The organism is Maribacter ulvicola (assembly GCF_900155985.1).
GTDB classification, from domain to species: Bacteria; Bacteroidota; Bacteroidia; order Flavobacteriales; family Flavobacteriaceae; genus Maribacter; species Maribacter ulvicola.
Genome location: NZ_FTMA01000014.1, coordinates 1 through 26,918, shown reverse-complemented (window position 1 = coordinate 26,918; position 26,918 = coordinate 1). Strand labels below are relative to the sequence as shown.

Sequence of the window (26,918 nt, the reverse complement as noted above, 5' to 3'; positions counted from 1 at the left end):
GTATCGAGAACCCTTTTGTGTACCAAAGTTCTCGATACAACTTTTGGTTTTCGCTACGCTATAACAAAAAGCCACTCGAAGTGACAGTATTACCTTAAAGACAAATAGTTGCATAAATTCAACAGATTGTTACTGCCAACTGATTACCGGTACTGCACACTGAAACTGCCCACTGATACTGCTAACTGAAAACTGAAAACCGAACACTGAAACTGCCTACTAAAAGCGCAAACTAACAAGTAACCGAACCACTACTTCTCCTTCGCTCAGTGACCTAATTATCATTTGTCAGTTCGAGTGAATTTCGAGACACGAGAAATTAGTATCGAGAACCCTTTTGTGTACCAAAGTTCTCGATACAACTTTTTGGTTTTCGCTATGCTTCAACAAAAAGCCACTCGAAGTGACAGTATTACTTTAAATACAAATAGTTACATAAATTCAACAGATTGTTACTGTCAACTGATTACCGGTACTGCCCACTGATACTGCTAACTGAAAACTGAAAACCGAACACTGAACACTGAAAACTGAAAACTGAAACTGCCTACTAAAAACGCAAACTAACAAGTAACCGAACCATTACGTCGGCTTCGCTCAGTGACCTAATTGTTTTTTTGTCAGTTCGAGTGAATTTCGAGGCACGAGAAATTAGTATCGAGAACCTTTTTGTGTACCAAAGTTCTCGATACAACTTTTTGGTTTTCGCTATGCTACAACAAAAAGCCACTCGAAGTGACATTCTTATAAATGAAATGTTATCCTGAGCGCAGTCGAAAGGAATGCAACACAAATTCAAAAGATTACCACATCGCGAAAAGCTCCTCGCAATGACGTTCTTTAAACTGCCAACTGTTACTGTCAACTGATTACTGATACTGCTAACTGAACACTGAACACTAAACACTGAAACTGCCTACTAAAAGCGCAAGCTAACAAGTAACCGAACCACTACTTCTGCTCCGCTCAGTGACCTAATTATCATTTGTCAGTTCGAGTGAATTTCGAGGCAGGAGAAATTAGTATCGAGAACCTTTACGTGTACCAAAGTTCTCGATACAACTTTTTGGTTTTCGCTTTGCTACAACAAAAAGCCACTCGAAGTGACATTCTGATTAATGAAATGTTATCCTGAGCGCAGTCCAAGGGAATGGAACACAAATTCAAAAGAATACCACATCGCGAAAAGCTCGTCCCAATGACGTTCTTAAAACTGCCAACTGTTACTGTCAACTGATTACTGATACTGCTAACTGAAAACTGAACACTGAAACTGCCTACTAAAAGCGCAATCTTACAAGTAACCGAACCATTACGTCCGCTCCGCTCAATCCCCTAATTATCATTTGTCAGTTCGAGTGAATTTCGAGGCACTAGAAATTAGTATCGAGAACCTTTACGTGTACCAAAGTTCTCGATACAACTTTTTGGTTTTCACTATGCTACAACAAAAAGCCACTCGAAGTGACATTCTTATAAACGAAATGTCATCCTGAGCGCAGTCGAAAGGAATGGAACACAAATTCAAAAGAATACCACATCGCGAAAAGCTCCTCACAATGACGATCTTAAAACTGTCAACTGTTACTGTCAACTGATTACTAATACTGCTAACTGAAAACTGACAACCGAACACTGAACACTGAAACTGCCTACTAAAAGCACAAACTAACAAGTAACCGAACCATTACGTCGTTACCGCTCAATCACCTAATCATCATTTGTCAGTTCGAGTGAATTTCGAGGCACGAGAAATTAGTATCGAGAACTTTTACATGTACCAAAGTTCTCGATTCAACTTTATGATTTTCGCTATGCTACAACAAAAAGCCACTCGAAGTGACATTCTTATAAACGAAATGTCATCCTGAGCGCAGTCGAAAGGAATGCAACACAAATTCAAAAGAATACCACATCGCGAAAAGCTCGTCCCAATGACGTTCTTAAAACTGCCAACTGTTACTGTCAACTGATTACTGATACTGCTAACTGAAAACTGACAACCGAACACTGAACACTGAACACTGAAACTGCCTACTAAAAGCACAAACTAACAAGTAACCGAACCATTACGTCGTTACCGCTCAATCACCTAATTATCATTTGTCAGTTCGAGTGAATTTCGAGGCACGAGAAATTAGTATCGAGAACCTTTACGTGTACCAATGGTTCTCGATACAACTTTTTGGTTTTCGCTACGCTGCAACAAAAAGCCACTCGAAGTGACAGTATTACTTTAAATACAAATAGTTACATAAATTCAACAGATTGTTACTGTCAACTGATTACCGGTACTGCCCACTGCTACTGCTAACTGAACACTGAAACTGCCCACTGATACTGCTAACTGAAAACTGACAACCGAACACTGAACACTGAAACTGCCAACTGAAAACCGAACACTGAGTACCAACAACGAGCAACGTACAACGAACAGCAAAAAAGTGTTAAAGAATTACGGATTCTTCAAAACCACAGACAGTTAACAACCTTTTAAGAATACTTCCCTATCTTTTCTACTATTTTTAAAAACCTAACTAACAAACCTCTCTAATGACCAAAAAACTACTCTCTATGTTGATGCTTTTTGCATCATTTTTCGTTTCAGCTCAAGATTTTAAAATGGACATGGCACAAGACATGAAACCCCGTAACATCGGTCCCGGTGGTATGAGCGGTCGTGTCACCAGTATTGATGTCGTGAATTCCAATCCAGATATCATGTATGTAGGTACTGCCTCTGGTGGATTGTGGAAATCTACTTCTGGCGGCGTTAAATGGAACCCTATTTTCGATAAAGAAGTAACCGCTTCTATTGGTGCAGTGGCCATTCAGCAAAGTAATCCGTCCGTAATTTGGGCCGGTACCGGTGAAGGGAACCCTAGAAATAGTCTTAATGGTGGCTACGGAGTGTACAAATCTCTTGATGGCGGTAAGACCTGGAAATCTATGGGGCTTGAAAAAACCAGACACATACATAGAATTAAAATTGACCCAATGAACCCAAATACCGTGTATGTAGGTGCTATTGGTTCTCCTTGGGGAGAACACCCTGAACGCGGCGTATTTAAAACTACAAATGGTGGTGAGACTTGGGAAAAGGTGCTGTTCGTAAATAATAAAACGGGGGTTGCGGATCTTATTATGGACCCAACCAACCCCAACAAACTTATTGCTGCCATGTGGGAACACAAGCGTGAGCCTTGGTTCTTTAATTCCGGTGGTTCTGGCAGTGGTCTATACATGACCCATGATGGTGGTAAAAATTGGAAGAGATTAAGTGAGGAAGATGGTTTACCTGCCGGCGACTTAGGTAGAATTGGTGTTGCCATTGCCCCTGGAAAACCTGATGTTATTTATGCCTTGGTAGAAGCTAAAAAAAATGCCTTGTACAAATCTGAAGACGGCGGATTTAAATGGAAGAAAATTAATGATAAAAGTGATATTGGTAACCGTCCTTTTTACTATTCAGAAATTTATGTAGATCCAGAAAATGAAAACAGGGTATTCTCTGTATTTACCTACGTAAATGTTTCACAAGATGGCGGTAAGAATTTTACGCAACTAATGCCTGCCTACCGTGCCGATAACGGAGTGCACCCTGACCACCATGCATTTTGGATTCATCCTGAAAACGGACAGTTTATGATGGACGGTAATGATGGCGGATTAAATATTTCTAAAGATGGTGGCAAAACATGGCGCTTTGTAGGTAACCTACCTGTTGCGCAATTTTACCATATTGCCGTGGACAACGAATATCCTTATAACGTATATGGCGGTATGCAAGATAATGGTAGCTGGAGGGGCCCTGCATATGTTTGGAAAGCACAGGGAATTCGTAACAGCTACTGGCAAGAAATTAGTTTTGGCGACGGATTTGATGTCGTTCCCGATCCTGTAGATTCTAGGTATGGTTATACCATGAGCCAACAAGGTTATGTACAGCGTTTTGACCATGTAACGGGAGACAATTACATTGTACGCCCTACTCCGCCAGATGCTACAACAGAGCTTCGCTTTAACTGGAACTCGGCAATTAGCCAAGACCCTTTTGATACCAGCACCGTTTATTTTGGCAGTCAGTTCGTACATAAAAGTACCGATAAGGGATTAACTTGGAAGGTAATTTCTCCTGATTTAACGACGAATGACCCAGAAAAGCAAAAGCAAAGCGAAAGTGGCGGATTGTCTATGGATGCAACGGGAGCTGAAAATCATACGACAATCTTAGTGATTGAACCATCACCTGTTGAGAAAGATATGCTATGGACAGGTTCTGACGATGGTCGTGTGCATTACAGCCAAAACGGTGGGGCAACTTGGACAGAAGTAACCGGTAATATAAAAGGATTACCCGCCGGAAGTTGGATTCCCCAAATAAAGGCTTCTACACGTAATAAAGGAGAAGCACTGTTAATTGCCAACGATTATAGAAGGTTCAACTACACTCCGTATGCTTACCGTACTAAAGATTATGGTAAAAGCTGGAAAAGAATTGTAGATGCCAATGATGTGGAGAGCTACACACTTTCAATCATAGAAGATCCAGAGCATCCAAATTTATTGTTCTTAGGCACCGATGACGGATTGTATGTTTCTTTTAATGCCGGTGATAAATGGCAAAAATGGACCGCAGGTTTCCCTACGGTATCTACCAAAGATTTAGCCATTCACCCAAGGGAGCAAGATTTGGTTATCGGTACGTTTGGTAGAGCTGCATGGGTGTTAGATGATATTCGTCCGTTGCGCGCAGTGGCAGCTGATGCATCCATCCTAAATAAAGACATTGAATTATTTTCGCCTCCAACGGCATATCAAGCTTCTTACCAGCAACCAACAGGTAGCAGATTTGGTGGTGACGCATTGTATCAAGGAGAAAACAAAAAATCTGGCGCTATGATTACCTATTATTTAAAAGAAGGTAAAAAAGCCGCCAAAAAGGATGCCCCTAGTAATGATAAAACAGATAATGCATCCGAAGAAAAAATAGAAGAACAAATCGATACCATAGAATTAACAGGTGTTCAAAAGAAGGATTCCGTTCAGTTCAATTTTTATGATGGTGATCGTTTAATTCGTACCTTAAAATACAAGACTCCAGAAAAAGCAGGATTCCATAGAATTTACTGGGGAATGGACGAAAAGGGTGCAGATAGGCCTTCAAGAAAAGTAATTACGAAGAAAAAAGAATCTGGAGGATTAGATGTAAAACCAGGCTCTTACACTATTAAGATGCTATTTGGTGACCTGGAGGAAGAAACTAAAATAACCGTAAAATCCGACCCTCGTTTAACCGTATCAACAGCAGGTATTGATGCTGCTTATACCAACGGAAAAGTGTTGGAATCTTACATGCAGAAAGCGGCAGATGCCGTTCAGCAATTGGCACAAAGTAAAGTGACCGCAGAACAGTTTCAGAAAGATTTAAAAAAGAAGGACGACAAAAAGTACAAAGAACAGATCAGTGCTTCAAAAAACATTATCAAACAAATAGATTCTGTAACTGCACTATACCTTGGCAAAGTAGATAAACGACAAGGAATTACACGTAGCAAAGAGATGACGGTAATGCAACGCATACAAATGGCACGGGGCTACGTTGGTTCTCGTAAAACTGGTATGACGGCTACAGAAAGGCAGCTAATCCAATTTGCCAAAGACGAGCTGCAAACTGCATTACAAAAAACAAACAATTTCTTTTCTACGGAATGGAGCAATTACCAATCTGCCATGAAAAGCTTAGATTTATCACCCTTTAAAGAAACAGAAGTATTTAATTTAAATTAATATGTAAAAGTCTAATAACCAAAAACTACTATTATGAAGTATCTAATGGCTTGCTTTGTGTTTACGCTTATTTTAAGCTGTAATGAAGAACCTAAAAAACCTTCTATTGCAGAAACTATGAAGACCTATACCATCAAACAAATGATGGATAACGAAGCCATTGGTGGTGGTAGTTTTTCCCCTGATAATTCTAAATTGCTTATTTCAAGCAATAGATCTGGCATTTATAATATGTACACGGTGCCAACAAGTGGTGGGGAGTTGACTCCCGTTACGGCATCGGATAGTTCTTCTGTATTTGCTATTTCTTACTTTCCTAAAGATGAACGCATGTTATTTAGAATGGATGGTAATGGCGATGAAATCTATCATATTTACATGAGAGATCTAGACGGCACGCAAACAGACCTAACACCTACAGAAGGTGCCCGAGCATCATTTTATGGGTGGGCAGAGGATGACCAAAGTTTCTATTACACATCAAACGAAAGAAACCCAAGAAATGATGATGTGTACCAAATGAACCTAGAAACTTTAGAGCCTAGCCTTGTTTTTGAGAATACCGAAGGCTATAGCATTAATGGAATTTCTGAGGACATGAAGTACCTCACCTTAGGGAAACCTATTAACACCAATGATTCTGACTTATTCATCTACACCTTATCAGACGAAAAGCTGACCAAAATCAATGAGAATCAAAGTGCCAACAGTAGTTCTGGTTTTTCAAATGACGGGACCTCTTTGTACTATACTACAGATGACGGTGCAGAATTCGCTTATTTAATGAAGTATGACATCGCAACTGGTAACAAAGAAAAGGTGATGCAAAAAGATTGGGATATTTGGGGTACCTTTTTTACCGAAAACGGCACCTATCAAATTACCTATATCAATGAAGATGCTAAAAACACCATTGAAATTAAAAATACAAGTACGGGTGAGAAAGTAGCTTTACCATCTTTGGACGGAATGGATGTAACTAGTGTTGGTTTTTCTGAGGATGAGAAATTAATGCGTTTCTATGCCGGTGGTTCCCATACCCCTTCCAACTTATACATTTATGATTTGGAAAGTAAAAAGCAAACACAGTTGACCAATGTTTTAAATAGCGAAATAAATGGCGAAGACTTGGTCAATGCCGAAGTTATACGGTACAAGTCTTTTGACGGCGTGGAAATTCCTGCAATTTATTACAAGCCACATCAAGCTAGTGCCGATGCAAAAGTGCCGGCTTTGGTTTGGGTTCATGGTGGACCAGGCGGACAAAGTCGTCAGAATTTTAGTTCGTTTATACAATACTTAACCAATCATGGGTATGCCGTACTTGCCGTAAATAACAGAGGTAGCAGTGGTTATGGTAAAACTTTTTATCAGATGGACGATTTAAACCATGGTGATAAAGATTTAAAAGATTGCGTAGAAGGTAAAAATTGGCTTGCGGCACAACCAGAAATCAATGCTGGTAAAATAGGAATTATTGGGGGGTCTTACGGTGGTTATATGACCATGGCAGCATTGACCTACACCCCTGAAGAATTTGCTGTAGGTGTTAACTTGTTTGGCGTAACCAATTGGATACGAACCTTAAAAAGCATACCGCCTTGGTGGGAGTCCTTTAAAGAGGCACTTTACTTAGAATTAGGTGATCCATATAGTGCAGATTCTGTGCGACTGAAAGAAATATCACCGCTTTTCCATACAGATAAAGTAACCAAACCATTAATTGTTCTACAAGGTTCACAAGACCCAAGGGTACTGCAAGTAGAGTCTGACGAAATAGTGGCGGGCGTTAAAAAGAACGGTGTGCCTGTAGAATATGTGCTCTTTGAAGATGAAGGTCATGGTTTTGTAAAAAAAGAAAACCAGATCGAAGCTTACAGTAGGGTGCTAAAATTTTTAGATGTGTATCTAAAGAAAGAAAAAAATACTGTCATTGAAGACGGAACACCTATTAAATCTAATCCATAACTATTAATATAATTTAAAAATCAAGAAGACAAGGAATGAGAAAATTTATAACATTGTTGGTATTAATAGCCACCATTACGCATACAAACGCACAAAGTGAAGTTACCGGTGAAGACGATTTTGGTAGCTGGTTCATGTATTTTGGCACAAACAAAATTGCCGATAAATGGAGTATACATACCGAAGCCCAATTTAGGTATTATGAAATGGCAGGTAACTACAATCAAACCTTGTTGCGCACAGGTATCAACTACCACATTAATCCTACTGCAATTGCAACTTTAGGCTATGCATTTATTGATACCGACCCAACATTTAGAGAGTTTGATATGCTTGATGGCGATGTTCTTTTTAAAAATAATGCCATATCTGAACATCGTATTTTCGAACAATTCATTCTAAAGAATAAGGTTTGGGAATTCAAGTTTGAGCATCGTTATCGCTTAGAACAACGCTTTGTTCAAAACAATGCTACAGGTAGTAGCAATACACTACATAGAGCCCGATATAGAATTCAGATGACCTTGCCCCTAACCGATATTTTCTTCTTGAATTTTTATGATGAAATTTTCATCAACCTTCAGGATAATGCCTTTGGACAAAACCGGGCATATGCAGCGCTAGGTGTCAACGTAACCGAGAATTTAAGTATGCAAGTTGGGTATTTAAAAAACCACTTTAGCGAGACCAATTTTGACCGTCTACAAATTGGGGTATTTTATAACACGGATTTACGTGGCATTTTTAAAAAGAAGGAGTAAATTTATACTTTAAATAAATAGATTATCATGAAAAAAATAGCATTTACTTTCGCTAGTGCACTTTTAATCGTTTTTGCAAGCTGCAAAGACGCTAAAAAAGGCGAAGAATCTAAAAGCGTTGAATCAACAGGCGATGCAACTGAAATGTTCAACTTGGTACAAGACTCAACAAAAGTGAGCTTTACGGCCTACAAGACAACTGAAAAATTACCAGTTGGCGGAACGTTTAAGAAAATTAACTTCACAAAAACAACTAGTGGAGCAACCGCTATGGAAGCTTTAAATGGCACTGAGTTCAGCATTCCCGTTAGTAGCCTATTTACCAATGACCCTACAGGAACCAGGGACCCTAAACTTTTAGAATTTTTCTTTGGTGTTCTCAAGGATACGGAGTTGATCTCTGGTGTTTTTAAGGTGGAAGGAAATAAGAGTTCTATTGATGTTACCTTAAATGGGGAAACCCAAAACATTTTGCTTACGTCTGAAATGAACGGTGAAGATAGAATTACGTTTACAGGTACTATGGATCTAGAAAACTGGAATGCTTTAGATGCCGTTGCCTCCATTAACAAAGCTTGCGAAATTTTACATACCGGTAAAGATGGTATTAGTAAAACATGGAGCGAGGTTGCTGTTAAAGCAGAAGTGCTGTTGGCAAAATAATAAAATAGATTTAATTCATATTAGAAAATGAGGTGCCTTAAAGTACCTCATTTTTTTTATCCCTAAAAAGGAAAAGGATTGCTCATATCATGTAAACATTTGATATTGACTTATTTATATTATAATTTAACATTTCATAACAAAATAGAGCAAAATGAAAATATTTAAAATTGAATTAGCACTACTGGCACTACTAGCTGTGTTTAGTTGTAAGGAAGTAAAAAAGGAAGCATCCGAGGCCAAAGAAGAGGTAGAAGAATTGATGGACGAGGCAAAAAATGAAATGAATACAGAGGAAACTATCATCAAATTTACAATGGAGCCTAAAAGTGATAGCAACGTTAAAGGCGAAGTAACCTTTACAGAAGAAGATGGTGAGGTACATATGGAAGCCATGCTATCTGGATTGTCTGAAGGGGAACACGCCATACACATTCACCAAACCGCAGATTGTACTGCAGCCGATGGCTCCTCTGCCGGTGGCCACTGGAACCCTACTAACGAGCCTCATGGAAAATGGGGTGCTAGTGAAGGATACCACAAGGGTGATATAGGTAATTTTACGGCAGATGCCGATGGTAATGCAAAAGTTGAATTCACTACAGATGAATGGTGTATTAGCTGTGAAGATGAGAACAAAAATATATTGGGCAAGGGTGTCATTGTACACCAAGGTGTAGATGACTATACCTCGCAACCTAGTGGTAATGCAGGTGCACGTGTAAGTTGCGCAGGAATAATTGAATAAGATTAATAAATATTTGGATAAAAGCTGTTCTTGGAGCAGCTTTTTCTATTTTTAATGGATTCAAAAGAGAACATATGCAATTAGACCTATTGGTTGAACAGTTTAAAAAGAAAGATCCTAGTGCTTTTGAAAAGCTATATAGCATGTATAGTGAAAACATTTGTGGTGTCATCAATACCATCGTCAAAAATGATGCCCTAGCCCAAGAAATTTGCCAAGACGTTTTTATTAAGATATGGAATAACTGTGAAAGTTATAATTCCTCTAAGGGAAGATTCTTTACATGGATTTTGAATATTGCTAGAAATGCAGCTATCGATGAAATACGAAGTAAGTCGTATAAAAATGATAAAAAAAACCTTTCGGCAGATTACTTCGTAGGTATTCTACAGCACAAGCAAGAAGACGAAAATACTACTGTAGATACCAAGGGACTGAAAAACATGGTAAAGAATTTAAAAGAAAAATGTGTGCAGATCATTGAACTGTTATACTTTAGAGGATACACTCAAAAAGATGCTGCAAAGGAATTAGATATTCCTTTAGGTACTGTTAAAACAAGAAATAGAAGTTGCATTTCCCAATTGAGGGAAAATATGGCGGTAAGGTAATATGGATGTAGATAAATACATAGCATCAGGAATTTTGGAGCTTTATATAGCTGGTATACTTTCAGAAAAAGAAAATCTGGAAATTGCCAACTATGCTAAAGAGTATCCAAAGATTCAAAAGGAGATTGAAGCAATTGAAGCATCCATTTTAGAATTATCCAGAAAAGCATCACCTGGTTATAACTATTCATTTGCAGCTTTAATGAATAGAATTAACGGTGAAGTCAAGGTAGTTGATATCAATGAGAAGCGTAGCTCACCTTTATTATCATATATTGGTTGGGCAGCATCTGTATTATTGGCCGTTGGTCTTTTTTGGATGTATCAGCAGAACCAAGATTTGAAGTCTGACATTGAGGTTGTTGAAAAACAAAATGTTGATTTGGAACAGCAGGTTGCAGATACCGATTCTTCTTTAGAACAAACACAAGAATTATTGAATACATTACGTGATCAAAATATTAGTGTAATTGCATTAGGTGGCCAAGCAGTGTCACCAACATCATACGCTAAGGCATATTGGAACAAAAAAGATCAAAAGGTGTTCATAGATGCCAAGGGCTTACCTGAACCACCAGATGGTTTTGTGTACCAAGTTTGGTCACTTAAACTTTCTCCGCTTACCCCAACCAGTATGGGTCTGCTAGAAGATTTTAGTGCGGATGAAAATAAGGTCTTTTCACTGAACAACCCAAACGAATCTGAAGCATTTGGTATTACACTAGAACCTGCAGGTGGTAGTGAATCACCAAACCTAGAACAATTATATACACTTGGTGTAGTAGCGACTTCATAACAAATTAAAATTTAAAGTATCATGGGCAGTTTTAGTTAACTGCCCATTTTTTATGCCATTTATTTGATCATAATTTAGAGCTTTTTCAGAATCCGTATAATTTTATTAGGTATTGGCGGGTGTATCTATGCTGCCATTTTATTTGAACATAGTACAGTTATACGAAAACAACTTATTGTATATGGGGTACTTGGTGCTATATTTTCCTTCTCAGGAATAGGGTTAATTTGAAATACCAGCAATAACTAAAACGGAAGTTGTATTAGTTTACTTATCTTTTTTTACCCTATGAAAACTTAGACTTTTTACCAACCACTTTGGTAAGGTTCTTTGTGGATTCCTCTTTTTTAGATTTAAGTACAGCCCTAATGATTTAAGAATAGGAACTTTATGCGTTTCTACCAATTCTATCAATGTACCATCTGGATCTTCTATATAGCTGAAATGACCGGCAGCTTTGCCCATATCAAAACTGTTGGCACTGTCTACGGTAAATGGGTAGTTGTGTTGTTTTGCTTTTTCTCTAATGACATTCATTCCAGAAACATCAAAACATAGGTGAATGTAACCCAAGTCTCCCCACAATCGATTTTCAAATATTTTAACGGGAGTTCTATCTAAAACCTGAACAAGCTCTAGCTGAGTGGGGCCCAGAAGATCCCCAAATCCGCCAACGAACTTCCGTTCTTGTGATATTACTACACGTCTAAATTTACTTTTAAAAATATCATCGGCTATTTCTACCGTATCATATTCAACAATAGAATAATTTAATATGGAACTATAAAACTGTAACGAAGCTTCCATATTGCTCACTCCGATAACCGCCCCTTGCACGCCTCCATTTCTAGAAGATTCTTTACAAAAAATATAGTGATCCTCAACCATTTGTACCCTATTACCAAAAGGATCGGTAAAGTAGAAATTGGAACAGTACGAATGCTTGATTTCTGAAAGTTGAGATATTCCTATTCCTTTTAAGTATGAATGCATGCTGATCAGGTGTTTACATCTAATTTTCATTGCATAAATACCTAGATCTCCAAATTGAATTGTACTTAAAGGTGCCGCAGGCGTTCGGTCTTTGAACTGCCAAATTTCCAAGCCACCACCACCGGTCATATTTAATGCCAAATAGGCTTCTCGTTTTTCTGCTTTACCATTGGTATATTTTGCCATTAATGCGGCAACCGCCTCATCTTCAAACAATAAAATATCAAAACTTAAATGTTTTCTATACCAGTTAAATACTTTTTTAACATCGAGAACTCCAATCCCAATTTGTTGAATTCCATTTATCATCTCAACCATTGTATGGGGTGCGTATCAATTTATTATGTAGTGATTTTAGTTTGTTACCTGGGTATCCGAATTTAAAAAGAACTACCAAAAGTAAGTTAGACAGATTTACGCGTAAATATGAATTGGACTCATATTTACGGGCAGAAACTATCAAGTCGTTTTTAACGATAGTATATGGAACATTTTGCTTTTTCATCCGACGGAAAAACTCAAAATCCTCCATCAGAACTTGTTCTTCATTGAACTTTCCTAATTGGTTAAAAGTCTCTTTTTTGATAAAAAGACATTGATCACCGCCACCGGTAAAGAATCCGTCTTTTGCCGTAAAAGATGCATTAATCCTTAAATACCACGTGTCTTTATCAAACTTGTATGAAAAAAAACCTGCGTGATATCCATTCCGTAAACTATGTAAGATATCATCAATGAATCCGCTGGGTGGTACTACATCTGCATGTAAAAAAACAAAGATATTTCCATTAGCAATATCAGACGCTTCATTCATTTGAGCCGCCCTGCCTTTATTTTTACAATGGAATAATTTCACTTTCCGACTACAATCTAAATTTTGAACAGTATCTGTATTATCTGGGGATACCGCAACTATAATTTCTAAAAGTTTTTCATGTTTTAAAAAACAAGCAACACTAAATAATCGCTGTAGGTTACTATATTCATTATGTACGGGTATAATTATACTGATCATAAAATGGCTAAGTCGTTATAATATAAAATTATAAATAATTCATATTTCTTTTCATGACTTACCTACGTAAGTTGGGGATAAAAGTTTTAAAACAAGTCATCTTTTTATAAAAAAGTTGATGTAATTAATTACATCAATAAACGACCAAGCTTTCACGAACCTGTTAGCTACTAATACGTAGGTAAGGTAACCAAAAACAGTACTATGAAATTAAAAATTTCTTTTCTTGTAACGATGTTGGCTATACTTTTCATGGCTAAAACAGATGTACAGGCGCAGATCGAGACCCATTCAGATATAAATTTCAATGAATTATCTGAAACCTTTTTACAGCGAATTATTGACCAGAAAGACACGCAAGACCTACAAGATATCTTAGCGAATACGTCTATAGAAGAACTGGACAATGCATTGGATACCAATGATAAACGATTAGCTTTTTGGCTGAACATTTACAATGGATACATTCAAGTGATTCTTCAAAATAATCCTGAATTGTATGATGACCGTGGCAACTTTTTTAAAATGGATCAAATAAAAATTGCTGGTGAAATGGTCTCTTTTGCTAAGATAGAACATGGTATCATTAGAAAATCGCAATGGGAATATGGCTTGGGCTACATACGAAAGTGGTTCCCTAATAAATTTGAACGTAAATTAAGAGTTAACAAGCCTGTTTTTAATGTGCATTTTGCCCTGAACTGCGGCGCCAAAGATTGTCCGCCAGTAGCTATATACGAATGGGAACGTTTACAAGAACAATTAGAAAAAGGTACCAAAAGACTTCTAGAGAAAACAAGCGCATATAACAGTGAAACCAATGTAGTTAAGGTTACTTCTTTATTCAGTTGGTTCAGAGGCGATTTTGGTGGCAAAAGCGGAATCAAAAAAATCTTGAAAAAGAATGAAATTATACCTTCTACAAAAGGTGTGGATATTGAATACACCAATTACGATTGGACCTTGTATCTGGACAACTTTATAGAACTATAATTATTATACTGTAGTTAGAGCGATGAAGATTTTATTTAAAATCTTCATCGCTCTTATTTGTTATTTTTTATATGCATTACTTTTAAGAATGCTAAATTCGTACAAGAATAGATGTTATTTTTTTCTATGAAGGTAAACTTTGACTTCCTAAAAAAACTCTTTATTGTACTTTTTATCCTTTTGGGCGTATTGGCCGTCTCTAAATTGGATGAGCTTCGGTTTTCTTTCGATTTTAGCCAATTTTTTCCTGAAGAAGATCCAGATTTAGCTTTCTATGAAAGTTATGTGGAAGCGTTTGGAACAGATGACAATTTTTTACTCATTGCCGTAAAAAACGAGCCTACTATATTTCAACAAGAATTTTTAAATAATTTTAAGGCTTTTTCAGAAGAAAGTAAAGGTTTTACCCATGTTTTAGAAAGTAGTTCCTTAACCTCACTCTCCTACCCGCTTAAAACTTCTTTTGGGTACACCACTTTACCAATTATACATATTGATGACCCAACGCAATACCAAAAAGATTGGAACAAGATTAAAGAAGATTCCCTTTTTGTTAATGTACTTATAGATGAAAAACAACAGTCTCTGGTTTTAGCATTAGAGACCGATGATAATTTAGATTACAAGCAATCTGAACTTCTCCTGAATAGTATTAGAGCTTCTTTAAAAGAACACAACTTACCTCATTATCACATTTTAGGTAGGGCTTTCTTCTATGAAGCCATTGTTGAAATGCAGAAAAGCGAAGTGCTAACAACAACCATTGTAGCATCAATCTTAGTTTTTATAATTCTACTTCTGGTGTACAGAAGTATGCCCGTAGTGCTAATATCTGTTTTCTCGATTGCCATGTCCCTCTTATTATTTATGGGATTATTGGGTTGGCTAGGTAAAGAATTGAATGCCATGGCAGCATTTTACCCGGTACTCATGCTCATTGTAGGCACGTCTGATGTTATTCATCTTACTGACAGTTATATAAGAAAATTACAAACCCATATACCACGATATAAAGCCATGACCTCTTCTTTGAAAGAAGTGGGTCTGACCACCTTATTAACGTCAATAACTACGGCGGTAGGGTTTGTAACCTTACTTTCATCAAGATTGGCGAGTATTCAAGATTTTGGTATCAATGCTGCCATTGGTGTTCTGGTAGCCTATATTACCGTTATTTTTTTAACGGGCTCCTTATTGATCTTTTTACCCGAAAAATCACTGATAGGTCGTAAAAGCATTTCTGAAAATTGGGTAAACTATCTGTTAAAAGTGAACACGTTTACAAAGATTTATCCCAAATCTATCATAGCAGGAACAGTTATTTTCACAGCGCTTTGCGTATTAGGCATCTACATGGTACAAACCAATCAAGAATTAAAAAATACGCTGCCTTCCAAAAGTAAAATAGCCAAAGATTTCGATTATTTTCAAACTAATTTTTCAGGATTTAGACCTTTGGAAATTGCCGTTATGAGTACTGATGGCAATAAAGTGACCGATTTTATAGTAGCTCAAGAAATAGAAAAGCTACTTGTATATTTAAAAACATTTAAAAGTATTGGCAACGTGCAATCTGCCAACCTGCCGTATAAAATTTTCAATAAAGCCAACAATTTAAATGACGCTGCCTATTTTACCCTACCTAGCGATGAGAAAACGTTTTTAAAGTATCAAAAAGATGCCCGCAAACTAGGTCGTAAACAACTAGCTAAGTTTATAAATACAGATGAAAGTATTGCCCGCATTAACGGGAGGTTGCAAGATATTGGCACCGATAATCTAAAAGTGGTATACAGTAAAATTGATCATTTTGCCAAAACAAAATTAGATACGTCCCTAATATCTATAAAAGTGACCGGTAAAAGTATCTTGTTAGATAAGAATTCTGAATATATAAGAAGTAGCCTGCTAGAAGGACTTCTTTACGGTTTGCTACTAATTGGCGTTATTATGGCTTTTATTTTTAAGGATATCAAAATCTTTCTTATTTCTCTTGTACCTAATGTTCTGCCTATCTTGTTTGCCGGTGGTATGTTAGGCTTTTTGGGCATTCCGCTTGAAGCTTCGCTCTCTGTGGTATTTGCTATTGTATTTGGTATAGCCGTTGATGACACCATTCACTTTCTAGGAAAATTCAAATTAGGGATTAACCAAGGATTGGATAAAGAAGCTGCCCTTGAGAAAACTTTTGCCCAAACAGGTAGAGCGCTGGTCATCACCACCATAATTCTTTTCTTCGGATTTATGGTAATGCTTTTCTCTATTCATCAACCCAGTGTAACCATAGGGTTAATTATAAGTGTAACGTTAGTAACAGCATTGATACTAGATTTACTGTTACTACCCGTACTTCTAAGAAAATTGATTTAGATAGAACTTTTTGTTCTGTGTAGGGTTTTCTGCAATGATTTATAAGCAAATATTGATTTACCGACCATAAAAATCATTAAGCTAATCCATAATGTAAAGAGTAGATATTCCATAACACTAATTGGTTTACTTGGTTACTTTTAGTTCGCATTTTCAAGTAGCAGCGCATACTTTAAATGCATTTGGTCGGTAAATATATGTATTTCATCTATACGCCTGTTAAAAAAAACCAAATTTTCGATGAAATACGTAATAATGACAGCGCCACGACTTAAAATCGTGACGCTGAATTAAAAAACAATCCAACCTAAAACAAACATGAACTGTATGATTTTGGGCAATCAATTACAAATCATGGACTTGTTTTTCCATACCGGGACCTAGTTCATAAATAGCCCCTATTAATTCTTCTTTTATTTCTTTAACTCTTTCTTGGTTACCATTTGCCTTATACACCACTGCAGCTTGGTATAACAATGCAGGTTCAAATGTTTTGCCATACACGTAGGTATCCATTATGGTTTTTGCCTGCTCTATGTTACCATTTTTAAGGTAACTGTAGCCCAACCAACTATAAGATTCTGGCGTAGGTCTATTCCCTACTTCTCTTTGTGCCAAGAGCAATGCGCTGTCATATTGTTTGGTCTCACCTATATATAGATCTAGATTATATGCATTGTACATATCACCGTAAGCCTTGTCTTTAACTCTGGTGAAGTATTCATCTAAATTTTTTGTTCGGATCAAATCGTTTCCTGCATAGTCTGCAATTTCAGCCTTCAACAAGAAATAATCTGGCGCATTATTTGTTTTGGTTACCGAGTCTAATATGCGAATAGCTTCTTCAGTATTCTTATCGTTTGAAAAAACGATCCATGCAATTCCTTTTTTAGCGTAAGCATTATTATGATCAATTTCAAGTGCCTTTAAATAGTGCTGATATGAATCTGCTATTCTACCTGCATGCCCATAATAATCACCTAAATTGGTATAGCTCCACAGCATTAATTCTTTATTCTTGGACAGTTCAGCTTTTCTTTTTGCCTTTTCCATAAAATTTATAGTGGTATCTAAGTCGCCCTTATAATCGTTCCATTTTGCCACACGAATCATATATCCAAAGTCTGACATATTTTTTAAACTATCTAAATAGGCTTCTGCCAATTGATAATTACCCAGTTCCATATGAACATCAAAGAACAAACGTTGTGTTTCCGTTTTATCACCTCCTATTGCTTCAGCAGCTTTAGCTAATTCCAAAGCTTCTTTAAAGCGGTGTTGAGAAATATAATTTCTAGCCAAAGACCTGTAAAAGCCAGCCTTACCTATATTGGCAATATCCACGGCTTTTTTTAAACTCTTTTCTGCCTTTTTTAAATATTCTATAGCACCAGTTTGTTGAAAGTACCTGCTGTACTCCCCTCCTACCACACCAAAACTGGTAAGCTGCATACTATCTGGTCTAATTTTAGAATTCCAAAGGTCAAAATATTTTGATGTTGTTTTAATCTCGTTTGCGACTAAAAACTTGTTGTAATCTTCTGTATTTGCAATTGCGTCCTGATTTTTGGTATTACAAGATGATACCAATATCACTACAATTAAAAGCTTTAATATTTTCATAAGGTTGTTTTATAATGGATTGTTTAAATAGGGGGAGCTTTTCAACTCCCCTTTCCCTTCTCTTTCATAAACAATTTAGGGATGTGCCAATCTTACCTATCTCTAACAATAAGCAAGGTGAAGGCAACTTCTTATTCTGGTGCTCCCAAGTATGGGAACGTAGTACCTACAGTAGCGGTTAGCCCAACGCCATCTGAGGTTAATCTTGGTAAATCTGCCATACCATCACCATCGGTATCTTGACCACTAAAACGATCACCTTCCATACCACCAAATAACAATATCAATGACACATCAATAACATCATCTTGTGGCGTTCTACCTGTCAAAGCAACTTCATCACCATCTGGAACCAATATTCTACCGTCATCATCTGCATCTGTACCAGGGTTAAAGTATGTAGTCGGCAAATTTGGAGCTACTTCCAAGACATCGGCAGCCAAATAACCGGTTAATGTAGGTGCATCTAAACCTAATATGTTATTCTCGTAGTTTACAGCTGCAGGATCTGCTCCTAAGATGTTGGCATACACATCATGGTACGCCTCTAACCTTGCTTGAAAATCAGCTTGAAAAGTTGCAGCCATTTCTGAAGGGATAGACATATTATGGGCATCCTTTATAGCTCCATCAGCACTTAATACCGTATTAATACCTGGTCTACCCATAAAATCTACCTGTGCATAAGTACCTGTAAAATCTGGCGCCATTGCCTCTTCACAAGGCGTACATGTACCACCACAATCTACTCCGGTTTCATCACCGTTCATAATTCCGTCATCACATGTTGGTATAATTACTACTGGCGTATTATCATCATCGTCACTACAAGAAGTTACTGCTGCTACTGCTAAAAGAGACAAAAACGTATATTTTATATTTTTATATTTCATCGTTATATTTTTAAGAGTTTATTATTGTTTTACGTTGGTAGTTACCCATGTTTTGTACACTTCTAGACCAAGTGCATTCTGGCCTGTTGTGGTACCCAATAGGCTGTTAGGTAGTTCTATAACTATTGCCATAGTATTGGCACCATCAAAAGTATCAACGGCAGTTTCATCATCGTCATCAGTTGAGTTTGGATCACCAGCAGGCTTAAAACCCAAAGGCGCTGTACCACCAATTACTTCATTGAATTGAAAGAAATCAAAGAAAAAAGCATCTTGTCTAGGACCTGCAAATAAAGAAACTCCGTTTGCCGTAGTTTCTACAATAGCAGTTTCAGCAGAAATATCAACTGAACCTAATGGCGCATCTACCATAATAGTACCATTTAATCCTGTTTCGCTTGGTGCAACCGGACCAAAGAAATACATTTTACCATCTCTTGGTATAGCCTGTATTACTACATCTTCTACCAAATCATTATTGGTATCAATATTAATTTCCAATAACACATTTTCATCGAACGTGCCGTAAGCCAAATCTGGCAATACATTAGATTGAAGATCTACTGCAAACACGGTATTGTCTGAACCTTCTGTTGGTTCAAAAGCATAAAAATCAGCAATGTCTGCCGTGGTTCCCATAGTGCTTGGCGCATCAATATGATCTGCCGCCACTAAAAGACATCCTACTAGGGCCAATGCCCCAAGTCCCAAAAATAATTTTGATTTTTTCATTTTCCTCTTTTTTTAGATTAGAATCACCCTTACTTACGGAACAAAAATTAGAGGGTTCATTTTTTCTTAAAAAAAGATTAAATTATATTTTACTGTTGTAATAGAGCCCAATTAAAAATTATGTCTGCAAGTATAGAAGTAGCCATTTATAAATACCCGTGAAGTAATAATTAGCTAACTTTGCAGTGTTAAATAATATAAAATATGAACCCGTCTTCCGCTGGTTGGATCGAGAAATATGGTTCGGTGGTTCAAAAACACCAAAACGCTTTCCCAACTTTTGAAGCCTTATACGCTACGCTTAAAAAAAGTGGATTTGTATATGGATTAAACTCTAGTATACCTGATTTTATTGAACTGGAGCATACCTTGTCTGAAGACGAAAAGGCTAAAATTAATCTCCTGCATGCTTTGTTCTTTACCTACCGTACCAATGGTGGTCAAGATTATTCCATATTTATAGAACAGGTATTTAAGTTTTATGAAATACTGAATATTAGCCGTGCCGGTTTTTTTGATAAATGGTTTACCGGTAGTAAAACTTCTGCAAAGCTTGAAAAACTAATGACCTCAAGAATTTACATTGAGGATAATATTATCAGTAAAACTTTTAATAGCCTTATTACCAACTCGCTATTATTTATTGATGTTTTGCTTTTTAAGCACTTTTTAAATGATCGTACTGCACTAAAGGAAAAGGCTGAAGAAATTGAATACCTAGCGATCAACATTACCTACCATGCCTTAAGTGCTAAGGAGTTGGACAGGAATGATAACAAGCTTTCTCAATTACTAGCTTCTTCTTTAACCTATATAAGTTGTGCCGAGAACAGTTTTGATGGTTCTTATCGCGAAAGATTACTGAACAATAAGGATAACTGGGAAAATAGATACTTGCTTGATATGGCTTGCCTTACCGTGTGGGAAGATCATTCTCTAGATTATACGGAATCTGAATTTATATTTGGAATAGGTAAAGACCTTGGTTTTGACAACACCATCATTTCTACTTCTATTACAGACATTACCCAATTCTTTAAACTCAATTTTGATACGATACCTTATTTAAAGGAAAAGAACTTGGCAATGCAGTTCTATGATAGTATGGGTAAACTAGTAAAGAAACTTATTCTTAGAAACAGCAAGCGGTTACATAAAGAGCTTTCTCAAAGTGCAGAATTGGTGGGCTTGTTATCTAACTCTACCATACGAGATCTAAGCGATGAGGAAAAAAAGAAGGTTCAGAATCAACTTTTGGATATTTTTAAAAGCATCCCTTCATTAGCTATTTTTATTCTACCTGGCGGAGCAATCCTGCTTCCTATTTTTATTAAGCTGATACCTAAATTATTACCATCGGCATTTGATGAAAATAGAATTGATGAGGAAGATAACAACAACATAAATTAGCAATAAGACGTAACATATTATTGTTAAGTTAGTAGCAATTGCGGCATTGGCCGTATAAGTTGGCAGATTTAGACTTGTTACTCAGTACTAAATTTTAGCATTTAGTTTCAATATGTATACCTTAATACCTATTCATCAATTCGTTAAATTAAATTTTTAAGACTTATTACTTCATACAAAGTACGCAATACTCACAACTATTTTACTACTCTAACCAAAGCTTAAAGTCCTTTACCTTTTCTCTGCTCACAATTATTTCGTGATCTACATTGTTATTCAACTTGATCTGCAATCTTGAATTGGTGTAAGAAACAATATCTTTAATGTGATCTATATTCACATAGAATTTTCTACTGACCCTAAAAAACACCTGCGGTTTTAACTCCTCTTCTAGTTGTTCTAAAGTAGTATCAAGCAAATAATTACGACCGTCTTTGGTAGCGGCGTAGGTACCTTTGTTTTCGCTATAAAAACATTCTACATCTTCTGAATTAATGATTTTTAAATGCTGACCAACCTTCGCTGTAAAACGCTTTTTATAATCCCGCTCTAGCGGATTCACCAAAAGCTTCTTTATATCCTCAAAGTCTAACGCTATCTTACTGGGTTCATTATCAGATTTAAACATTTTTCTATACTTTACAACGGCTTGTTCTAAATCTTCATCATCTATAGGCTTTAACAAGTAGTCTATGCTGTTCAATTTAAAAGCTTTCAGTGCATACTCATCAAAAGCGGTGGTGAAGATGATGGCGCTATGTACCTCTATGACATCGAAAATTTCGAAAGAGAGTCCGTCAGACAATTGAATATCCAAGAATATTAAATCTGGATGTTCATTGTTCTGAAACCAATCTATTGCCTCTTCCACAGAATGTAACATGGTAGAAACAGACAGATCTAAACTTTCTAACATTCTACCTAACCTACGTGCTGCTGGTTTTTCATCTTCAATTATAATGGTCTTCATGGTCTGTATTTATGGTTTAATAGAATATAATAAATGCCTTAATCGTTGTATGAATTTATGTATTTCTGAATTTTACGTTCTTCCCATTGTTTCAAGTACCATGAAATATTACCAAAAACAGTAATTGCATGAATAGCCAGTATAATTCCCCAAACAATGGTGGTACCGTATACGTTCCAATTTATCCAATCTAAAAACTCAGGATTTCCAAAGGCATCTTTACTTACTAAAATGAAAACAAACTTATGTCTCAAGAAGTACAAAATGATATTTATAATTAGAAAAACTAGTGCATGGTTATAGAAACGTTTTATACTCGTCACTTTTAATTTCGCTCTTTCGTATTTAGACAACCTATTGAATTCTTCGTTTACAAGGTTATCGTTTGGTAGATTAGTTTCCATTTTATCTATATTTTTCAGCATCTCTTTCCTCCTGCTCTACATACTTACTGATCTGGCGTTGTTCCCAATCTTTACTAAAGAAAGGATTAAAACCAAATACCTTGGCCGCATGAAATACTAAGCCTATTCCCCAGAAAAACGGAGTAGAAATAGTCCCTATATTAAACAAAGCCTCTGAAAATGAAGCTCCGCCAGACATGATACCCATTATGGTAATGGTCATGATAAATAAATTTACCAGTACGTAAACAAGTAAGTGAATGTAAAATCCCTTTAGCTCTTTTACCTTCTTTTGGGCCCTTGCCAATTTATCCGATTGATCAAATTCGTTTAGTTCCATCTTTGTATATTTTCTTCTTGTTGTAAAAACTCTTGTATTTTTCTCTCTTCCCAATCGCGATTCATAAACGGATTCAAGTTAAAGATTTTATTTGCTTTAAAAAACAGGCTCATACTTAATCCGAATACTACCCAAAGAAACCAAGCATATTCCCATTCATTTAGGTAATAATTTAGTGCCGCTACAAGTATTATGGTGACGACAGCCGAGGCTACCTTGCCATAAAATTCTTTGATTTCTTCTACGCGTTGTTTTGCCTTTTTATATTTAGTTTTCTCCATGATCTTCAATATATTAGCTTATTATTCTTGCATAAATTCTTTGATCTTACGCTCTTCCCAGTTCTTCCCGAACAAAGGACTGTAACCGTAGGCACAAAGACCGTTCATTATTACCCCGAACCCCCAACCCAATGCCGGGAAAATTGCCCACGGAAAACTTGTAGTGTTATAATTGATAAATGCCAAAATGGGAATTACAATACAATAGGCTAGTAAGTTGCCATAAAAACCTTTTATAGCTTCTACTTTATCTTTTGCTTTTTGATACTTGTAATTATCGTCGTTTGTAAAATTTAATTCCATCTTTATATGTTTTAGGTTATAGTTATTTGATTATTATACTTCAAATTTCGGCAGATAACCTAGGTTTTTAAAAAATGAAATACCCAGTTGTACTTTTTTATGACTGAATTGTATTAAGTGGTATTTTAAGTACTAAATCAGGTTAAGATCAAACAATTTCTTGGCACTTTCAATATGCTTGCGCTGTTGTATGAGGGTACACTAGGTAGGTAAGGGCTAAAATGGGCTTTGAACCGTTAATGGTAATCCTGGTAACTGGTGCAAACGGAAACTTGCCTTCTGTAAGTGTAAGAAGCATTTTTTCTTTCTATAGAAGCCTTTAGATGATTTCTCTATAATTTCAGCTTCTCCTTTCAACTGAAATTATTTTTGCTTTAAAACGTCTATAAAGCTGATGTATACATTTTGGTTCGCCCTAACATTTTTAACCGTTTGTGGCGGTGCTGTACGGGGAACCATAATGACATCAATTGGCAAAAAGCGAAATAGCTCTTTTGGTGATATATTGGGTGTTCTCCAAAGATGATGTTACCAACCAACACAGAGCACTGTCGTCATTTATAGACGCTTTTATTTCTTCTGTTAGCTTCATAACATCTATTTTAAAACACGTTTAGAAATTGTCTTTCTCCATCAATTCCTTAATCTTTTTCTCTTCCCAATCTCTACCGAATAGCGGGTTTAATCCGTATGCCTTTAAGCCGTGGACTATTAAACCTATTCCCCACCCAACGGCCGGAAAAATAAACCACGTAAAACTAGTGGTTCTATAGTTGATGAAGGCAAGTACCGGAATTACAATGCAGTAAGATGTTAGGTTACCATAAAAACCCTTAATTTCTTCTACACGTTTTTTAGCTTTCTCATAACGCTTGGCACTAATGTGGGTATCTTGCGTTTCTCTAAAAGATATAGCATTGGTCAACATAGGCAATCTTACCTTAAATTCTTTAGCGGTCTTAAAAATTTGCATTTCCTTTTTGGTCAAAATGGCATAACGTTGGCGTATATTCTGCAGACCTACGCCACTACTCTTCTTTACTACCTGTTTTTCTTGCAGGTTATTGGTGACGTACAGGTAATCCTCTTCTTCATATATTTTAATATGTAAGGGTTTTGAAGAAGTGACTACATTGTGCTTTACCGCATTCTCCAATAATAATTGTAGCGATAGTGGCACTATTTTAGCATCGGGGTTTGTTGCCTCATGAGGTATTTCAAATATGATACTGTCTTCAAAACGCATTTTTAAAAGACGCACATAGGTTCTGGCAAATTTTAGTTCTTCATCTACCGAAATAAGATTTTTGCTCTTCTGCTCCAATACATACCTATACACTTTTGACAACGAAGTCGTAAACTTTTGCGCCTGCATAGGATCTTCTTCTATAAGGCTTGTAAGCACATTAAGGCTATTGAACAAAAAATGTGGATCTAATTGGTTTTTTAAAGCATCGAACTTTGCAGATGCCGAACCTGCTATAATTTTCTGTTCCTTTACTTTCGTGTCTTGTAATGCTTTGTAAAAGTAGAAGGCGTGTATAAATAATGAAACTACAAGTGTAATGGCTAAGGCATATATGTAATATTCAGCTTTTTCCCCTGCAATGAACTGATCAAAAGTTTCGCCGAACATGATTACTTCGGTAAACCATCTTACCAAACCAAATGCCAAAACGGTCAACACTATAGACCCAATGGCGCCATACCACAGTCGTTTTTGAGTCTGCTTTTCCCAACTAAAAACATTTGATATATAATCGTTGTAATACGCATTTACGCAGGTAAGCACAAAAGAGTAAATAAAACTAACTCCTGTAAATTGCAATACGCCATACAGCGTAATATTTCCCCAATCTGAAAACAGCAAACGAAAAATCATCATAATCAATGTGATGATAATACTTGCTCTTAAAACCTTTAAAAAACTACCCATGCATCTTTACTTTTGTTTGCTGCTTTCTAATTTTTAAAATTAGGGATTTCCTTTTAGAAGCATACTTCTTTCTGTAAATGCCCTAGATAAAGGCAAACATGAGACCTTTTCTACTGAATTAAAAAAAATAGGCACTCAATTGTTATTTCTGGGTACTGAACTGTAATCTAGCACTCTTCAAAAACGCTATATCCTTAACCACATTCAAAACGTTTCTATTTATTACCGAAAAAATAGTAGTTTAGTTTTATAAATTGGATATGTGCAATTGTGTACATATAGGTATGTTGGCAATAATATGAAGAACGAACCAGAATTTCAAGGACAACACAAAATTCCTCAAGTTTACTTGAAAGAATTTGGTTATAAAAAAGAAGACGAATGGTGGATATCAGTTTTAAAAATTGGTAGCAGAAAAACTGAAAATGTTCGGATTACTGATTTTACAAAAGAAACAAATGTTTTCGATTTACCTTTTAAGGATATGGAGTCAAGACGACATTATGAAAACCTATTCAATAAAATTGAAAATCGTTATAATACAATAATTAAAAACCTTCTAAATCAGAAAAAACTGATTGAAAAAGATGACGATTATTTAAATCACTTTGTAGCAAATATTCTTAGCAGAACAAATCCAACAAGATTTTTTATTTTCGAATTTCTAAAAGACAATTCGATACGAGAAAAATTTATCAATGAAATTACATTATTCTCTGAAGACAAAGAACACACGGAAAAAGTCCTAAAAATATTCAAAGTTGAATATCAACTTAACGTTGCTTTAGGAACAGTAATGAATCACTTTGTACACGTATTACGGAATTTCAACAAAGTGATTATTAAGGAGTGTGATGGAAAAGGTTGGTTAACTACTGACAGTCCTGTTCATATTGACAAACAAGGTCGAGAAGAATGGTTGATTCCAATTGAGGCTGAAATTTATCTTCCACTTTCGAAAGACTTCTGCCTTTTTATGTATCATCCAAAATCAGAAATTTCAACAAACCCTTTGAGAAAATTAAAAATTAACAAAATCAATAAAGTGGATTTCAATACTTTCGATAGTATAACAAAAAAAGTAACTTTTGATTTTGATGAGTATTTAATAATGAACACAGAAACTGAACCAACAGAAATAAGAACATAGCGGAATAAAATACTACTGGCAACAAAGAACTGAGGTAAAAAACAAATAAATTCTTCCTTAATCTGAGACAATAGTATTCTAGGCTCATAGATTCAAAAAACAGATTCTTGAGCTTTTTTTATTCAATGTATCCGCTATTTATCTAGGCAATATAGAAACGTAAGTTTC

At 36.2% G+C, this 26,918-nt stretch carries 23 protein-coding genes; 11 read left to right on the top strand and 12 right to left on the bottom strand.

Going from position 1 to position 26,918, the window contains the following annotated elements; translation table 11 throughout:
- Positions 1-2,553: 2,553 nt before the first annotated feature.
- The 7 genes from BW936_RS19020 (at position 2,554) to BW936_RS18990 (ending at position 11,337) form a co-directional block, all read left to right on the top strand.
- The gene (locus BW936_RS19020; RefSeq protein ID WP_244156282.1) at positions 2,554-5,790 is read left to right on the top strand and encodes a VPS10 domain-containing protein; all 3,237 of its coding nucleotides are present in this window, start codon (positions 2,554-2,556) and stop codon (positions 5,788-5,790) included.
- A 33-nt stretch (positions 5,791-5,823) separates the two neighbouring features.
- Positions 5,824-7,758 carry a S9 family peptidase gene (locus BW936_RS19015; protein WP_076551425.1) on the top strand — a complete coding sequence of 645 codons (1,935 nt, stop codon included), beginning with the start codon at positions 5,824-5,826 and terminating at the stop codon, positions 7,756-7,758.
- Between the two features lie 35 nt (positions 7,759-7,793).
- Positions 7,794-8,519 carry a DUF2490 domain-containing protein gene (locus tag BW936_RS19010; protein WP_076551423.1) on the top strand — a complete coding sequence of 242 codons (726 nt, stop codon included), beginning with the start codon at positions 7,794-7,796 and terminating at the stop codon, positions 8,517-8,519.
- 27 nt (positions 8,520-8,546) lie between these two features.
- Positions 8,547-9,182, top strand: a complete 636-nt coding sequence (locus BW936_RS19005; protein ID WP_076551421.1) for a YceI family protein — start codon at positions 8,547-8,549, stop codon at positions 9,180-9,182.
- 154 nt (positions 9,183-9,336) lie between these two features.
- Complete coding sequence (locus tag BW936_RS19000) at positions 9,337-9,930, top strand: superoxide dismutase family protein (protein WP_076551420.1); 594 nt, start codon at positions 9,337-9,339, stop codon at positions 9,928-9,930.
- A 74-nt stretch (positions 9,931-10,004) separates the two neighbouring features.
- Positions 10,005-10,541, top strand: coding sequence for an RNA polymerase sigma factor (locus tag BW936_RS18995; protein WP_076551418.1), 537 nt, complete (start codon positions 10,005-10,007; stop codon positions 10,539-10,541).
- A 1-nt stretch (position 10,542) separates the two neighbouring features.
- Positions 10,543-11,337 carry an anti-sigma factor gene (locus BW936_RS18990; protein ID WP_076551417.1) on the top strand — a complete coding sequence of 265 codons (795 nt, stop codon included), beginning with the start codon at positions 10,543-10,545 and terminating at the stop codon, positions 11,335-11,337.
- Between the two features lie 267 nt (positions 11,338-11,604).
- Here BW936_RS18990 and BW936_RS18985 read toward each other — a convergent pair whose 3' ends face one another.
- Both BW936_RS18985 and BW936_RS18980 read right to left on the bottom strand, forming a co-directional pair.
- The gene (locus BW936_RS18985; protein WP_244156281.1) at positions 11,605-12,639 is read right to left on the bottom strand and encodes a VOC family protein; all 1,035 of its coding nucleotides are present in this window, start codon (positions 12,637-12,639) and stop codon (positions 11,605-11,607) included.
- A gap of 1 nt (position 12,640) precedes the next feature.
- A complete protein-coding gene (locus BW936_RS18980) occupies positions 12,641-13,345 on the bottom strand; it encodes a glycosyltransferase (protein ID WP_076551414.1) in 705 nt (234 codons plus the stop codon).
- Between the two features lie 204 nt (positions 13,346-13,549).
- Between BW936_RS18980 and BW936_RS18975 the strand changes: the two genes are divergently transcribed.
- Both BW936_RS18975 and BW936_RS18970 read left to right on the top strand, forming a co-directional pair.
- Positions 13,550-14,338 carry a DUF547 domain-containing protein gene (locus tag BW936_RS18975; RefSeq protein WP_084182148.1) on the top strand — a complete coding sequence of 263 codons (789 nt, stop codon included), beginning with the start codon at positions 13,550-13,552 and terminating at the stop codon, positions 14,336-14,338.
- Positions 14,339-14,464: 126 nt separating this feature from the next.
- The gene (locus tag BW936_RS18970) at positions 14,465-16,708 is read left to right on the top strand and encodes an efflux RND transporter permease subunit (RefSeq protein WP_076551436.1); all 2,244 of its coding nucleotides are present in this window, start codon (positions 14,465-14,467) and stop codon (positions 16,706-16,708) included.
- 345 nt (positions 16,709-17,053) lie between these two features.
- Here BW936_RS18970 and BW936_RS18965 read toward each other — a convergent pair whose 3' ends face one another.
- The 3 genes from BW936_RS18965 to BW936_RS18955 form a co-directional block, all read right to left on the bottom strand.
- On the bottom strand, positions 17,054-18,331 hold the full coding sequence (locus tag BW936_RS18965) for a tetratricopeptide repeat protein (RefSeq protein ID WP_076551412.1): 1,278 nt from the start codon (positions 18,329-18,331) through the stop codon (positions 17,054-17,056).
- Between the two features lie 131 nt (positions 18,332-18,462).
- Positions 18,463-19,224: a DUF4331 family protein gene (locus tag BW936_RS18960; protein WP_076551411.1), complete on the bottom strand. Its 762-nt coding sequence runs from the start codon at positions 19,222-19,224 to the stop codon at positions 18,463-18,465.
- Between the two features lie 21 nt (positions 19,225-19,245).
- Positions 19,246-19,956, bottom strand: a complete 711-nt coding sequence (locus BW936_RS18955; RefSeq protein ID WP_076551409.1) for a DUF4331 family protein — start codon at positions 19,954-19,956, stop codon at positions 19,246-19,248.
- Between the two features lie 204 nt (positions 19,957-20,160).
- Between BW936_RS18955 and BW936_RS18950 the strand changes: the two genes are divergently transcribed.
- The gene (locus BW936_RS18950; protein ID WP_076551407.1) at positions 20,161-21,366 is read left to right on the top strand and encodes an LETM1-related biofilm-associated protein; all 1,206 of its coding nucleotides are present in this window, start codon (positions 20,161-20,163) and stop codon (positions 21,364-21,366) included.
- Between the two features lie 205 nt (positions 21,367-21,571).
- Here BW936_RS18950 and BW936_RS18945 read toward each other — a convergent pair whose 3' ends face one another.
- The 7 genes from BW936_RS18945 to BW936_RS18920 all read right to left on the bottom strand — a co-directional run bounded on the left by BW936_RS18945 (position 21,572) and on the right by BW936_RS18920 (position 25,600).
- Complete coding sequence (locus tag BW936_RS18945; protein WP_076551406.1) at positions 21,572-22,336, bottom strand: LytR/AlgR family response regulator transcription factor; 765 nt, start codon at positions 22,334-22,336, stop codon at positions 21,572-21,574.
- A gap of 38 nt (positions 22,337-22,374) precedes the next feature.
- Positions 22,375-22,740 (bottom strand): 2TM domain-containing protein, encoded by a 366-nt coding sequence (locus BW936_RS18940; RefSeq protein ID WP_159439040.1) that lies wholly within the window; start codon positions 22,738-22,740, stop codon positions 22,375-22,377.
- A gap of 1 nt (position 22,741) precedes the next feature.
- Complete coding sequence (locus BW936_RS18935) at positions 22,742-23,080, bottom strand: 2TM domain-containing protein (RefSeq protein ID WP_076551403.1); 339 nt, start codon at positions 23,078-23,080, stop codon at positions 22,742-22,744.
- The gene (locus tag BW936_RS18930) at positions 23,071-23,361 is read right to left on the bottom strand and encodes a 2TM domain-containing protein (protein WP_076551401.1); all 291 of its coding nucleotides are present in this window, start codon (positions 23,359-23,361) and stop codon (positions 23,071-23,073) included. The genes BW936_RS18935 and BW936_RS18930 overlap by 10 nt, the downstream gene beginning before the upstream one ends.
- A gap of 21 nt (positions 23,362-23,382) precedes the next feature.
- On the bottom strand, positions 23,383-23,664 hold the full coding sequence (locus tag BW936_RS18925) for a 2TM domain-containing protein (RefSeq protein ID WP_076551399.1): 282 nt from the start codon (positions 23,662-23,664) through the stop codon (positions 23,383-23,385).
- A 466-nt stretch (positions 23,665-24,130) separates the two neighbouring features.
- Positions 24,131-24,256 carry a hypothetical protein gene (locus BW936_RS20090; RefSeq protein ID WP_262494018.1) on the bottom strand — a complete coding sequence of 42 codons (126 nt, stop codon included), beginning with the start codon at positions 24,254-24,256 and terminating at the stop codon, positions 24,131-24,133.
- Between the two features lie 21 nt (positions 24,257-24,277).
- Positions 24,278-25,600 carry a 2TM domain-containing protein gene (locus tag BW936_RS18920; RefSeq protein ID WP_076551398.1) on the bottom strand — a complete coding sequence of 441 codons (1,323 nt, stop codon included), beginning with the start codon at positions 25,598-25,600 and terminating at the stop codon, positions 24,278-24,280.
- A 298-nt stretch (positions 25,601-25,898) separates the two neighbouring features.
- Here BW936_RS18920 and BW936_RS18915 point away from each other — a divergent pair, with 298 nt between their 5' ends.
- Positions 25,899-26,750: a DUF4238 domain-containing protein gene (locus tag BW936_RS18915; RefSeq protein WP_076551396.1), complete on the top strand. Its 852-nt coding sequence runs from the start codon at positions 25,899-25,901 to the stop codon at positions 26,748-26,750.
- Positions 26,751-26,918 lie beyond the last annotated feature (168 nt).

Excerpts from the sequence above, each read along its gene's own strand:
- BW936_RS19020 (WP_244156282.1), top strand. The coding sequence starts at position 2,554 with ATGACCAAAAAACTACTCTCTATGTTGATGCTTTTTGCATCATTTTTC.
- BW936_RS19015 (WP_076551425.1), top strand. The coding sequence starts at position 5,824 with ATGAAGTATCTAATGGCTTGCTTTGTGTTTACGCTTATTTTAAGCTGT.
- BW936_RS19010 (WP_076551423.1), top strand. The coding sequence starts at position 7,794 with ATGAGAAAATTTATAACATTGTTGGTATTAATAGCCACCATTACGCAT.
- BW936_RS19005 (WP_076551421.1), top strand. The coding sequence starts at position 8,547 with ATGAAAAAAATAGCATTTACTTTCGCTAGTGCACTTTTAATCGTTTTT.
- BW936_RS19000 (WP_076551420.1), top strand. The coding sequence starts at position 9,337 with ATGAAAATATTTAAAATTGAATTAGCACTACTGGCACTACTAGCTGTG.
- BW936_RS18995 (WP_076551418.1), top strand. The coding sequence starts at position 10,005 with ATGCAATTAGACCTATTGGTTGAACAGTTTAAAAAGAAAGATCCTAGT.
- BW936_RS18990 (WP_076551417.1), top strand. The coding sequence starts at position 10,543 with ATGGATGTAGATAAATACATAGCATCAGGAATTTTGGAGCTTTATATA.
- BW936_RS18985 (WP_244156281.1), bottom strand. The coding sequence starts at position 12,639 with ATGATAAATGGAATTCAACAAATTGGGATTGGAGTTCTCGATGTTAAA.
- BW936_RS18980 (WP_076551414.1), bottom strand. The coding sequence starts at position 13,345 with ATGATCAGTATAATTATACCCGTACATAATGAATATAGTAACCTACAG.
- BW936_RS18975 (WP_084182148.1), top strand. The coding sequence starts at position 13,550 with ATGAAATTAAAAATTTCTTTTCTTGTAACGATGTTGGCTATACTTTTC.
- BW936_RS18970 (WP_076551436.1), top strand. The coding sequence starts at position 14,465 with ATGAAGGTAAACTTTGACTTCCTAAAAAAACTCTTTATTGTACTTTTT.
- BW936_RS18965 (WP_076551412.1), bottom strand. The coding sequence starts at position 18,331 with ATGAAAATATTAAAGCTTTTAATTGTAGTGATATTGGTATCATCTTGT.
- BW936_RS18960 (WP_076551411.1), bottom strand. The coding sequence starts at position 19,224 with ATGAAATATAAAAATATAAAATATACGTTTTTGTCTCTTTTAGCAGTA.
- BW936_RS18955 (WP_076551409.1), bottom strand. The coding sequence starts at position 19,956 with ATGAAAAAATCAAAATTATTTTTGGGACTTGGGGCATTGGCCCTAGTA.
- BW936_RS18950 (WP_076551407.1), top strand. The coding sequence starts at position 20,161 with ATGAACCCGTCTTCCGCTGGTTGGATCGAGAAATATGGTTCGGTGGTT.
- BW936_RS18945 (WP_076551406.1), bottom strand. The coding sequence starts at position 22,336 with ATGAAGACCATTATAATTGAAGATGAAAAACCAGCAGCACGTAGGTTA.
- BW936_RS18940 (WP_159439040.1), bottom strand. The coding sequence starts at position 22,740 with ATGGAAACTAATCTACCAAACGATAACCTTGTAAACGAAGAATTCAAT.
- BW936_RS18935 (WP_076551403.1), bottom strand. The coding sequence starts at position 23,080 with ATGGAACTAAACGAATTTGATCAATCGGATAAATTGGCAAGGGCCCAA.
- BW936_RS18930 (WP_076551401.1), bottom strand. The coding sequence starts at position 23,361 with ATGGAGAAAACTAAATATAAAAAGGCAAAACAACGCGTAGAAGAAATC.
- BW936_RS18925 (WP_076551399.1), bottom strand. The coding sequence starts at position 23,664 with ATGGAATTAAATTTTACAAACGACGATAATTACAAGTATCAAAAAGCA.
- BW936_RS20090 (WP_262494018.1), bottom strand. The coding sequence starts at position 24,256 with ATGAAGCTAACAGAAGAAATAAAAGCGTCTATAAATGACGACAGTGCT.
- BW936_RS18920 (WP_076551398.1), bottom strand. The coding sequence starts at position 25,600 with ATGGGTAGTTTTTTAAAGGTTTTAAGAGCAAGTATTATCATCACATTG.
- BW936_RS18915 (WP_076551396.1), top strand. The coding sequence starts at position 25,899 with ATGAAGAACGAACCAGAATTTCAAGGACAACACAAAATTCCTCAAGTT.